Source organism: Streptomyces sp. NPDC048270 (assembly GCF_040652335.1).
GTDB lineage: Bacteria > Actinomycetota > Actinomycetes > Streptomycetales > Streptomycetaceae > Streptomyces.
This window is the reverse complement of sequence record NZ_JBEZLV010000004.1, coordinates 1-11,892: the sequence shown is the minus strand read 5'-3', so window position 1 is coordinate 11,892 and position 11,892 is coordinate 1. Positions and strand designations below refer to the sequence as shown.

General features: G+C 72.3%; 8 protein-coding genes and 1 pseudogene. All 9 read left to right on the top strand.

Annotated features, from left to right (window positions below):
* Nucleotides 1-68: 68 nt before the first annotated feature.
* Nucleotides 69-1,016 carry a rod shape-determining protein MreC gene (gene mreC / locus AB0D66_RS05060; RefSeq protein WP_362296812.1) on the top strand — a complete coding sequence of 316 codons (948 nt, stop codon included), beginning with the start codon at nucleotides 69-71 and terminating at the stop codon, nucleotides 1,014-1,016.
* Nucleotides 1,017-1,029: 13 nt separating this feature from the next.
* Nucleotides 1,030-1,734, top strand: a complete 705-nt coding sequence (mreD, locus tag AB0D66_RS05055; protein ID WP_362296809.1) for a rod shape-determining protein MreD — start codon at nucleotides 1,030-1,032, stop codon at nucleotides 1,732-1,734.
* A 13-nt stretch (nucleotides 1,735-1,747) separates the two neighbouring features.
* Nucleotides 1,748-3,928 (top strand): penicillin-binding protein 2, encoded by a 2,181-nt coding sequence (gene mrdA, locus AB0D66_RS05050; RefSeq protein WP_362296807.1) that lies wholly within the window; start codon nucleotides 1,748-1,750, stop codon nucleotides 3,926-3,928.
* A gap of 14 nt (nucleotides 3,929-3,942) precedes the next feature.
* Nucleotides 3,943-5,142: a rod shape-determining protein RodA gene (gene rodA, locus AB0D66_RS05045; protein WP_362296805.1), complete on the top strand. Its 1,200-nt coding sequence runs from the start codon at nucleotides 3,943-3,945 to the stop codon at nucleotides 5,140-5,142.
* A gap of 61 nt (nucleotides 5,143-5,203) precedes the next feature.
* Nucleotides 5,204-6,799 (top strand): CYTH and CHAD domain-containing protein, encoded by a 1,596-nt coding sequence (locus AB0D66_RS05040; RefSeq protein ID WP_362296802.1) that lies wholly within the window; start codon nucleotides 5,204-5,206, stop codon nucleotides 6,797-6,799.
* Nucleotides 6,800-6,871: 72 nt separating this feature from the next.
* Nucleotides 6,872-8,797: a TIGR03960 family B12-binding radical SAM protein gene (locus tag AB0D66_RS05035; protein ID WP_362296800.1), complete on the top strand. Its 1,926-nt coding sequence runs from the start codon at nucleotides 6,872-6,874 to the stop codon at nucleotides 8,795-8,797.
* A gap of 117 nt (nucleotides 8,798-8,914) precedes the next feature.
* Complete coding sequence (locus AB0D66_RS05030; protein ID WP_362296797.1) at nucleotides 8,915-10,270, top strand: hypothetical protein; 1,356 nt, start codon at nucleotides 8,915-8,917, stop codon at nucleotides 10,268-10,270.
* Nucleotides 10,271-10,396: 126 nt separating this feature from the next.
* Nucleotides 10,397-11,176 (top strand): TIGR03936 family radical SAM-associated protein, encoded by a 780-nt coding sequence (locus AB0D66_RS05025; RefSeq protein ID WP_362296795.1) that lies wholly within the window; start codon nucleotides 10,397-10,399, stop codon nucleotides 11,174-11,176.
* Nucleotides 11,177-11,411: 235 nt separating this feature from the next.
* Nucleotides 11,412-11,892, top strand: a pseudogene (locus tag AB0D66_RS05020) (ribonuclease E/G); the annotation flags it as partial.

Below are 11,892 nucleotides of genomic sequence, written 5' to 3'. Positions count from 1 at the left end.
GCCCGTGCGGCGGATCGTTGATATACAGGCAAAACAACATTCCGACGAGGAAGGCACGGCCGCCGCACGTGAGGGACACACGAGAAAGCCGGCTGCTCCTGGTGCTTCTGATCGCCATCGCGTTCGCACTGATCACGGTGGACATCAGGGCAGGCGAGGCGTCGCCGGTCGACGGTGCCCGGCAGGCCGCCGCAGCGGTCTTCGGCCCGGTCGAGAAGGGCGTGGCCACCGCCGTCGACCCGGTCGCCAACGCCATAGGGGCCGTACGGGACTCCGGGGAGCGCCACAACCGGATCGCCGTGCTGGAGCGCGAGAACGCGGCCCTGAAGGCCAAGCTCGGCAGCGACGAGCAGACCCGCAGCCGCATCCACGAGCTGGACGAGATGCTCAAGCGGGCCGGCGCAGGGCAGTACGGCATCAAGGGCGCCGAGGTCATCGCCATAGGAGCGGCCCAGGGCTTCTCCTGGACGGTCACCATCGACGCCGGCAGCAAGGACGGCATCGAGCGCGACATGACCGTCCTCAACGGGGACGGGCTCGTCGGCCGGGTGACCACCGTCGGCCCCGACACCGCGACCGTCGTCCTCGCCAACGACCCCGACTTCACCGTCGGCACCCGCCTGGAGAAGACGGGCGAACTCGGCTTCGCCACCGGCCAGGGCGACCGCGCCCTGTCCGTCCAGATGCTCAACGGCAAGGCCAAGATCGGCCCCGGAGACCGCCTGGTCACCTTCGGCTCGCACGGCAACAAGCCCTTCGTGCCCGGCGTGCCGATCGGCGAGGTCGTCAAGGTCGACGCCGCCCGCGGCGACCTGACCCGCACCGTCTGGGTGCGGCCGTTCGTCGGCTTCTCGCGCCTGGACATCGTCGGCGTCGTGGTGATGCCGCCGCGCGAGGACCCGCGCGACGCCGTCCTGCCGCCCAAGCCCGAGGCCCCCAAGCCCACCCCGACGGTCACCGTCACGGTCACCCCGTCCGGAACCGCCGGCGCGCCCAGCAAGCCGGCCGACGAGTAGGAGCAGACCGACCATGCGCTTCAACCGGATCCTGCTCTCGGCCACGCTCGTCGTGGTCGCCCTGGTCGTGCAGGTCACCGTCCTGGGCCGGCTCCAACTGCCCGGCGCCGTCCCCGACCTGCTGCTGCTCACCGTCGTCGCCCTCGCACTCGTGTACGGGCACGTCAGCGGCGCCCTCATCGGCTTCTCCGCCGGTCTGCTCGCCGACCTGGCACCCCCCGCCGACCACGCCGCCGGACGGTACGCGCTCGTCCTGTGCGTCATCGGCTACCTGGCCGGGCTGGTGCGCCCCGACAACGGGCGGTTCCGCTCCGCCTGGGGCCCCATGCTCACCGTCGTCGCCGCGGCGATCGGCTCCACCCTGCTCTACGCGGGCGTGGGCGCCCTCGTCGGCGACACCGCCGCCCGCCACGTGGGCCTGACCGGGCTGCTGTTCACCGCCACCCTCTACGACCTGCTGCTCGCGCCGTTCACCGTGCCGTTCATCATGGCGCTGGCCCGGCGCGCCGAGAACGACCCGATGGCCGTCGAGGCCGGCGGCGGTCCGCCGCAGGGCAAGGACGTGTCCTCCGGCTGGCTGGCCGGCGGCACCGGCCTGCGCATCGGCAGCCAGCGCGGCGGCCTGCGGCTCAAGACCGCGCGCGGCCGCGCCAACAAGGCCGTCCGCATAAAGGGCGTCAAGGCCGTCAAGAGCGTGAAGAGCGTCAAAAAGCTGTGAGGGAGGAGCCGACGTGACCAATGTTCCGGAGACCGGCCGCACCTCCCGTGTGCAGATCCGGCTCGTCATCATGCAGGTGCTCGTCCTCTCGATGCTGGTCACCCTCGGCGGGCGCCTGTGGTACCTCCAGGTCCGCAACGGCGAGGAGTACTACCACGAGGCGAAGAGCAACCACGTGCAGCGGGTCGTGCGGCCCGCCGTGCGCGGGCCGGTCCTCGACGCCCGCGGCGTCCCGCTCGCCGACAACGAGACCCGCCTGGTGGTGTCCGCGAGCCGCACCGCGCTGATGAAGATGAAGGACAAGGGCAAGGGCGTCATGACCCGCCTGGCCGACGTCCTGGGCATGAGCCCCCGGGAGGTCATGGACAAGGTCCGCCTCTGCGACTCCCAGACCCCGAAGCCCTGCTGGAACGGCTCCCCGTACCAGCCCATCCCGATCACCCTCGAAGCCAGTACGCAGCAGGCGCTGCAGCTGCGCGAACGCCCCGAGGACTTCCCCGGCATCACCGCGGAGCCCACCGCCGTCCGGCGCTACCCGGCCCCCGGCGGGGCGCGCACCTCCCAGGTGCTCGGCTACCTCTCGCCGGTCACGGACGAGGAGATCCAGAAGGCCAAGGACACCGAGTCGCCGCACCTGCGGTCCGACCAGGTCGGCCGCTCGGGCATCGAGCGCACCTACGACAAGCAGCTGCGCGGCAAGGCGATGGTCACCTCCTACGAGGTCGACAACCTCGGCCGCGTCATGCACCAGACCGAGTCCGACCCGGGCGTGCCCGGCTCCACCCTGGTCACCAGCATCGACGCCCGGGTCCAGTCCGTCGCCGAGTACGAGCTCCAGCAGGCGATGAAGACCGTCCGCCAGGAGACCGACAAGATCACCGGCCGCAAGTACGAGGCCGACGCGGGCGCCGTCGTCGTCATGGAGACCAAGACCGGCCGTATCGTCGCGATGGCCTCCCAGCCGGACTACGACCCCAACGCCTGGGTCGGCGGCATCTCCGCCAAGGACTACGCCAAGCTCACCAGCAAGGGCTCCAACTACCCGCTGCTCAACCGGGCCATCCAGGGACAGGCCCCCGCCGGCTCCATCTTCAAGGTGGTGTCGGCGAGCGCGGCCGTCCGGGCCGGCTACCCCTTCGACAGCAAGTACAACTGCAGCAGCTCCTACAGCCTCGGCGGCCGCAGCTTCGCGAACTTCGAGTCCAAGGGCCACGGTCCCATCACCCTCGGCGAAGCCCTGAAGTTCTCCTGCAACACGGTCTTCTACGCCCTGGGGCACAAGGAGTGGCAGCGCGACGGGGGCCTCAGCCCCAAGAAGGACTCCCACGACTGGTTCTACCGGACCGCCCGTGAGTTCGGACTCGGCTCCGAGACCGGGATCGACCTGCCCAACGAGGTCACCGGCCGCATCCCCGACCGCCGGTGGAAGAAGAGCTTCTGGGCGGCCAACAAGGACTCCTGGTGCAAGCAGGGCAAGAAGGGCGGCACCTACGTCGAGCAGATCGCCTACGAGAGCTGCCTCGAAGGCAACCAGCTGAAGGCGTTCGACAGCATCAACTTCGCCATCGGCCAGGGCGACGTGCTCGTGACCCCCATCCAGATGGCCACCGCCTACTCCGCCATCAGCAACGGGGGCACCCTGTTCAACCCCACGGTCGGCAAGGCCGTGATCAGCCCCGACGGCAAGCACGTCCAGATGATCAAGCCGAAGGCCCACGGGAAGCTGCCGATCGACGCCCAGACCGTCAAGGACCTCGACCGGGGCCTGCGCATGGTCGTCGAGCCCGGCGGCACCGCCGCCTGGAGGTTCGGCGGCTGGCCGCTGGACAAGATCCCGATGCGGGCCAAGACCGGCACCGCCCAGGTCTACGGCAAGCAGACGACCTCCTGGCTCGCCACCTACACCGACGACTTCACCATCGTCATGACCATCTCCCAGGGCGGCACCGGCTCCGGGGCCTCGGGCCCCGCCGTCCGCAACATCTACAACGCCATCTACGGCCTCGACATGGCCGGCAAGCAGGACGTGAACAAGGCCCTGCTGCTCGGACCCGAGACGAAACTGCCCAGGATCCGCCCCGACGGCTCCATCGACTCCCCCGACATCCGGCCGTACGTGCCGCCGTCCCCGGAGGAGCTGGCGCCGCCCGCGCTCGCCGGCCCGCCCGCCCAGCGCCCCGCGCAGCACGACTGAGGACCGAAACCGACATGCAGACCGCCAACAAGTTCTCCGTCTCCCGGTACGCGCCCGAGCGCGGGGCGATGGCCAAGCTCACCGCCCGCGACTCGGTGGTGCGCCGGCTCGACTGGCCGATACTCCTCTCCTCGCTGGCGCTGTCCTTCATCGGCGCCCTGCTGGTGTGGTCGGCGACCCGCAACCGCACCTCCCTGAACCAGGGGGACCCGTACTACTTCCTGGCCCGGCACGCCCTGAACACCGGCATCGGCCTGGTGCTGATGATCGGCACCATCTGGCTGGGCCACCGCACCCTGCGCGGCGCGGTGCCGATCCTGTACGGGATCTCGCTGCTCCTGATCATCGCGGTGCTCACCCCGCTCGGCGCCACCATCAACGGCGCCCACGCGTGGATCGTGATCGGCGGCGGGTTCTCCCTCCAGCCCTCCGAGTTCGTGAAGATCACGATCATCCTGGTCATGGCGGTGCTGCTGGCGGCCCGGGTGGACGCGGGCGACCTCACCCATCCCGACCACCGCACGGTCGTCAAGGCCCTGTGCCTGGCGGCCGCCCCCATGGGCATCGTCATGCTGATGCCCGACCTCGGCTCCGTCATGGTCATGGTCGTCATCGTGCTCGGCGTGCTGCTGGCCTCCGGAGCCTCCAACCGGTGGGTGCTGGGCCTGATCGGCGCCGGCGCCGGCGGGGCCATCCTGATCTGGCAGCTCGGCGTCCTCGACGAGTACCAGATCAACCGCTTCGCGGCCTTCGCCAACCCCGAACTCGACCCCGCCGGCGTCGGCTACAACACCAACCAGGCGCGCATCGCGATCGGCTCCGGCGGGCTGACCGGCTCCGGGCTCTTCAAGGGCTCGCAGACCACCGGCCAGTTCGTGCCGGAGCAGCAGACCGACTTCGTCTTCACGGTGGCGGGGGAGGAGCTGGGCTTCGTCGGGGCCGGGCTGATCCTCGTGCTGCTGGGCGTGGTGCTGTGGCGTGCCTGCATGATCGCCCGCGAGACCACCGAGCTCTACGGGACGATCGTGTGCGCCGGGATCATCGCCTGGTTCGCCTTCCAGTCCTTCGAGAACATCGGGATGACCCTAGGGATCATGCCGGTGGCCGGTCTCCCGCTGCCGTTCGTGTCGTACGGAGGCTCCTCGATGTTCGCCGTGTGGGTGGCCATCGGGCTACTCCAGTCGATCAAGGTGCAACGGCCATTGTCGGCCTGATCCCCGGCCTGATCCCCCGTTCACCCTGACGTCGTGATCCGTTCAGTACTAAGTTCGGTCTATGGCGGACACGAAACGCGAGATCGAGCGGAAATTCGAGTTCACTAAGGCGTCGGCGGCCCGGCGCGGCGTGCCGGACCTGACGGGCACGGCCGCGATCGCGGCCGTCTCCGACCAGGGCACGGTCGACCTGGACGCCGTCTACTACGACACCCCGGACCACCGGCTCGCCGCCGACGGCCTCACCCTGCGGCGCAGAACCGGGGGCGCGGACGCCGGCTGGCACCTCAAACTGCCCGTCTCCCCGGGGGTGCGCGACGAGATCGGTGCCGCGCTCAGCGACACCGTCCCGGTCCAGCTGGCCGCCCTGCTGCGCTCCCGGGTGCGCGGCGCCGGGCTGGAGCCGCAGGTCAGGCTGCTCTCCTCGCGCAAGGTCAGCCACCTCCTGGACGCCGACGGAGCCCTGCTCGCGGAGCTGAGCACCGACACGGTCCGGGCGGAGCGGGGCGCGGCCACCGCCGCCTGGACCGAGGTCGAGGTGGAGCTGGCCGACGGGATCGACCCCGTGCTGCTGGACGCGGTCGAGAAGGCCTTCCGCAAGGCCGGGCTCCGGGTGTCCGACGCCCCGTCCAAACTCGCCCGGGCCCTGACCGAGACCGAGACCGAGACCGAGACCGAGGCGGAGGCGGCGGCGGCCGGAGCCGGAGCCGAGGCCGGGACCGGGGCGGCGGCCGGCCCCGAGCCCCGGGCCCTGCCCCCGGCGGATCCCGGTGACGGGACGGCCGGCGCGTACGTGCTCGCGTACCTGCGCGAACAGCGCGACGCCCTGGTCGCCCTGGACCCCGCCGTCCGGCGCGCCCTGCCGGACTCCGTCCACCAGATGCGGGTCGCCACCCGGCGCCTGCGCAGCGCCTTCAAGACCTACCGCAAGGTGCTGGACCGGGACGTCACCGACCCGATCGGCGAGGAGCTGCGCCACCTCGCCGCCGAACTCGGCGTCGACCGCGACCAGGAGGTCCTGCTCGAGCGGATCCAGACCCACCTGGAGGAGCTCCCGCGCACCCTGCTGGTCGGCCCGGTGCGCGGCCGGCTGCGGACGTGGAACAACTCCCGCCGGTCCGGATCGCGCCGAAGGGCCCTGGCCGTGCTCGACAGCGCCCGCTACCTCACCCTGCTGGACTCCCTCGACGCCCTGCTGGCCGAGCCGCCGCTGTGCAAGGCCGCCGGCGGGCGGGCCGAGCGCGTCCTGCCCAAGGCGGTGCTGCGCGACTACGAGCGCCTCGCCGGCCGGGTCGAGGCCGCGCTCGCCATGGAGCCGGGCGGGGAACGCGACGTGGCCCTGCACGAGGCCCGCAAGGCGGCCAAGCGCGCCCGCTACGCGGCGGAGGCGGCCACTCCCGCGCTCGGCAAACCGGCGAAACGCCTGACCAAGGCGGTGAAGAAGGTGCAGAGCCTGCTCGGCGACCACCAGGACAGCGTGGTCGCCCGTGAGGCCCTGCGCGGCCTCGGCATCCAGGCGGCGGCCGCGGGCGAGCCCTCCTTCACCTGGGGCGTGCTCTACGCCCGGGAGGAGTCCCTGGCCGAGCGCGGCGAGCGGGAGCTCCCGGCGGTCTGGGCGAAGACCTCCGAGCCGGGGCTGCGGGCGGCCCTGGAATGATCATGTGGGTGGGGGCGGCCGAGCCTGGAGGTACGCTTGAGAGCTGCCCCCTGCCCGCTTCACGAAAGTCGCGTGATGACCGAATCGGTCTTCCCTCAGCTTGAGGCTCTGCTTCCGCATGTGCAGAAGCCCATCCAGTACGTCGGCGGTGAGCTCAACTCCACGGTCAAGGAGTGGGAGAGCTGCGACGTCCGCTGGGCTCTCATGTACCCGGACGCGTACGAGGTCGGGCTGCCCAACCAGGGCGTCATGATCCTGTACGAGGTGCTCAACGAGCGCGAGGGCGTGCTCGCGGAGCGCACCTACAGCGTGTGGCCGGACCTGGAGGCCCTGATGCGCGAGCACCAGGTGCCCCAGTTCACCGTGGACAGCCACCGCCCCGTCTCGGCCTTCGACGTGTTCGGCCTCTCCTTCTCCACGGAGCTCGGCTACACGAACATGCTGACGGCCCTGGACCTCGCGGGCATCCCGCTCGAGGCCAGGAACCGCACGGTCGACCACCCGATCGTCCTCGCGGGCGGCCACGCGGCCTTCAACCCCGAGCCGATCGCGGAGTTCATCGACTGCGCCGTCATCGGCGACGGCGAGCAGGCCGTCCTCGACATGACCGAGATCATCCGCACCTGGAAGGCCGAGGGGCGGCCGGGCGGGCGCGAGGAGGTCCTGCTGCGCCTCGCGAAGACCGGCAACGTCTACGTGCCGGGCTTCTACGACGTCGAGTACCTGCCGGACGGCCGCATCGGCCGTGTCGTGCCCAACCGCTCCGGCGTGCCGTGGCGGGTGTCCAAGCACACGGTCATGGACCTCGACGAGTGGCCTTACCCCAAGCAGCCCCTGGTCCCGCTCGCCGAGACGGTCCACGAGCGGATGTCCGTGGAGATCTTCCGCGGCTGCACCCGCGGCTGCCGTTTCTGCCAGGCCGGCATGATCACGCGCCCCGTGCGGGAGCGAAGCATCACCGGTATCGGCGAAATGGTGGAGAAGGGCCTCAAGGCGACCGGCTTCGAAGAGGTCGGCCTGCTCTCCCTCTCCTCGGCGGACCACACCGAGATCGCCGACATCGCCAAGGGCCTCGCGGACCGCTACACGGACGACAAGGTGGGCCTGTCCCTGCCGTCGACCCGCGTGGACGCCTTCAACGTCGACCTGGCCAACGAGCTGACCCGCAACGGGCGCCGCTCCGGTCTGACCTTCGCCCCCGAGGGCGGCTCCGAGCGCATGCGCAAGGTCATCAACAAGATGGTCTCGGAAGAGGACCTGATCCGGACCGTCGCCACCGCGTACGGCAACGGCTGGCGCCAGGTGAAGCTGTACTTCATGTGCGGCCTGCCGACCGAGACCGATGACGACGTCCTCCAGATCGGCGACATGGCGGTCAACGTCATCGCCAAGGGCCGCGAGGTCTCCGGCCAGAACGACATCCGCTGCACGGTGTCCATCGGCGGGTTCGTGCCCAAGCCGCACACCCCGTTCCAGTGGGCGCCGCAGCTGTCGGCCGAGGAGACGGACGCCCGCCTGGGCAAGCTCCGCGACAAGATCCGCGGCGACAAGAAGTACGGCCGCTCCATCGGCTTCCGCTACCACGACGGCAAGCCCGGCATCGTCGAGGGCCTGCTCTCCCGCGGTGACCGCCGCATCGGCGACGTCATCCGCGCCGTGTACGAGTCGGGCGGCCGCTTCGACGGCTGGCGCGAGTACTTCAGCTACGACCGCTGGATGGAGGCGGCCGAGAAGGCGCTGCCCGCCTACGGCGTGGACGTGGCCTGGTACACGACCCGCGAGCGCACCTACGAGGAAGTGCTGCCCTGGGACCACCTGGACTCCGGCCTCGACAAGGACTGGCTCTGGGAGGACTGGCAGGACGCCCTCGACGAGACCGAGGTCGAGGACTGCCGCTGGACCCCGTGCTTCGACTGCGGCGTCTGCCCCCAGATGGACACCAGCATCCAGATCGGCCCGACGGGCAAGAAGCTGCTCCCGCTGTCGGTCGTGAAGTGACCGCGGGCTGAACCGAACCCCCGAAGCGCCCCCCGCCGGACACGGCGGGGGGCGCTTCGCGTCGGGGACGGTCCCTCCCCGTGCAACGGCCGGGGCCCGCCGTGCGTCGTCAAGGGCATGGACCTGGAAAAGCACGGCAGGCACGAGCCCCCACCGCCCGCGGGGCAGGGGTGTGTGTACGCGGTGGTGAGGATTCCGGTGCGGATCCTGGCCGTGGTGGTCGTGCTGCCCGTGCGGGTGGTCTGGGACCTGCTCGCCCTCGGGGCGCGCGCCATGCACCGCCGTGCCCTGCGCCCCGCCGGGGACGCGGTGGCCCGCGCCTGCGCCTGGCTGCACCGCTCCCTGCTGGCTCCGCTCGGGCGCGCGCTCGCCTGGCTGGCGCGGGGGACCGGGCTGGTCCTGAAGTGGGCGGCGCAGGCCGTCTTCTACTGGCCCTGGGCCGGGCTGTGGCGCTACGTGCTCGCGCCGGCCGGGGACGCCCTGTGGCGCTGGGTCCTGATACCGCTCGGGCAGGGGCTCGCCCTGCTGGGGCGGGGAGCCGCCGCGGCGCTGGGGTGGCTGGCCAAGGCCCTGTTCGTGTGGCCGTGGGCGGCCCTGTGGCGGTACGTGCTCGTCCCCGGCTGCGCCGCGCTCTACCGCCACCTGCTGCGGCCGGCCGGCCAGGGGCTCGAACGGGTGCTCCTGGCCCTGGTCCGGTACCTGCTCAAGCCGGCGGGTGCGGGTGTGGTGTGGACGGTTGCCGCGGTGTGGCGGTATCTGCTCAAGCCGGCGGGTGCGGGTGTGGTGTGGACGGTTGCCGCGGTGTGGCGGTATCTGCTCAAGCCGGCGGGTGCGGGTGTGGTGTGGACCGTCACCGCGGTCTGGCGGTACGTCCTCACCCCGGCCGGGCGCGCCCTGGTCTGGCTCGTGCCGCGCGCCCTCGCCGCCGTGTTCGTCTGGCCGTGGGCGGCCGTGTGGCGGTACGTGCTCGTCCCGGCCGCCACCGGCGCGCACCGGTACCTGCTGGCCCCCCTCGGACACGGCGCCGCCCGGTTGGCCCGGGGCCTGTACCGCCACGTCCTCACCCCCCTCGGCCACTTCGCCGCCGCCACCTGGCGGCTCGCCGGTCGCGTCAGCCGCGCCCTGGGGCGCGGCCTCGTATGGCTCTGGCGCGGCTGCGTCGCCCGCCCCGCGGCATGGGCCTACCGGCAGGTGGCCACGCCCGCCGGGCATCTGCTCCGCGAGGTGTGGCGCACCTCCCGCAGCGCGGCGCGCCTGGTGTGGCGTACCTCGCGAACCGCGACGGCCGAGGCGTGGCACACCGCCCGCGTCGCCGTCCGGGACGCGCGGGCCGGGGTACGGCAGGCGCTCTTCGGTACTCCTCCCCGGGAACCGGCGAGGTCACCGGCGCGTACTCTGGGTAGTAAGACAGCCGCAGGCAACGCGCCCGCTGCACCGATCCCGGCGAGCCCCCTGCACAAACGGCAGGGGTGAGCCGGAGGCAGGGCGCGGCCCGCAGGCCCCCAGACGCTCAGGGCGACGTGCGAGACGCGGAGCCCCGCACAAGGAGAAGAACCACTGGGCAAGCGACAGCCCGAAGGCCCGCCTCCCGCACCGGTGGTGCAGCGCATCCGACTGCGCTACACCAAGCGCGGCCGCCTCCGGTTCACCAGCCACCGCGACTTCCAGCGAGCCTTCGAGCGGGCCCTGCGCCGCGCCGAGGTGCCCATGGCGTACTCGGCCGGTTTCACCCCGCACCCCCGCGTCTCGTACGCGAACGCCGCCCCCACCGGGACCGGCAGCGAGGCGGAGTACCTGGAGATCGCCCTCGCCGCGCCCCGCGACCCCGAGAAGCTCCGCGAGCTCCTCGACGAGTCGATGCCGGCCGGGCTCGACATCATCGACGCCGTTGAGGCCCGCACCTCGGGCCTCGCGGACCGCCTCACGGCCTCCGTGTGGGAGCTGCGCCTGGACGGCGTGGAGCCCGCCGAGGCCGACCGCGCGGTGGCGGCCTTCCTCGCCGCCGAGACCGTGGAGGTGCAGCGACGGACCAAGAACGGCATGCGGACCTTCGATACGCGCGGGGCTGTAGTCAGCCTCGAGGCAGTTCCTGCCCCGGCTGATAGGCCCCTGGACAATGCCTGTGCGATACTGCGCCTGGTTGTTCGGCATCTGACACCTGCCGTGCGACCCGACGACGTCCTGTCCGGTCTCCGAGCTGTGGCCGACCTGGCGCCGCCGGTCCCCTCAGCGGTGACCAGGCTGGCGCAGGGGCTCTTCGACGAGGAGTCCGGCACGGTGACCGACCCGCTCGCGCCCGACCGCGAGGCTGACACGGCCGCCCCACCCACGGCCGCCGTAGCCGCCGACGCGAAGGCGCCGGAAGGTCCCGCCGCGTAGGGATCGTCGTCGTCGCGCAGCCCTGGCACTCGGGAGCCACCTGGGTCGGGCCGCGCACAGACCTGAAGACTTCCGCCAGGCCGTACGGACAACACGTACGGAACCGGCGGCCATGGACTACAGCTCCCGTGTGGCGAACGCGCCCCGGAGGCCGGTTCCGCGCTCATCGCGCGGAGCCGTGCCGGACCGGAAGTCAGCCGCGGCGCCCGGGAGCGTGACGGGAGAACCGCCCGCAATGCCCAACAACGAAAACGACACCACCGACACCACCGGCCCGAGCGACAACCTGCCCCCGCGCAGGCGTCGCCGCGCCGCGTCCCGGCCCGCCGGCCCGCCCGGTGCCACCGCCGCGGAGACGACCCCGGTGACCGAGGCCGCCCCGGCCGCCCCCGTGGAGGAGGCTCCGGCCGCTCCCGCTCCGCGGGCCCGCCGCCGTGCGACCCGTGCCGTGGCCGCTCCCGAGACCCCGGCCGCCGAGGCCGTCGCGGTCGAGGCTCCGGCCGCCCCGGCCGTGGTCGCCGAGGAGGAGCCTGCCGCTCCCGCTCCGCGGGCCCGCCGCCGTGCCACCCGCGCCGTCGCCGCCCCCGAGGCTCCGGCCGCCGAGGCCGCGCCCGTGGTGGAGGAGGAGGCTCCGGCCGCTCCCGCTCCGCGGGCCCGCCGCCGTGCGACCCGTGCCGTGGCCGCTCCCGAGACCCCGGCCGCCGAGGCCGTCGCGG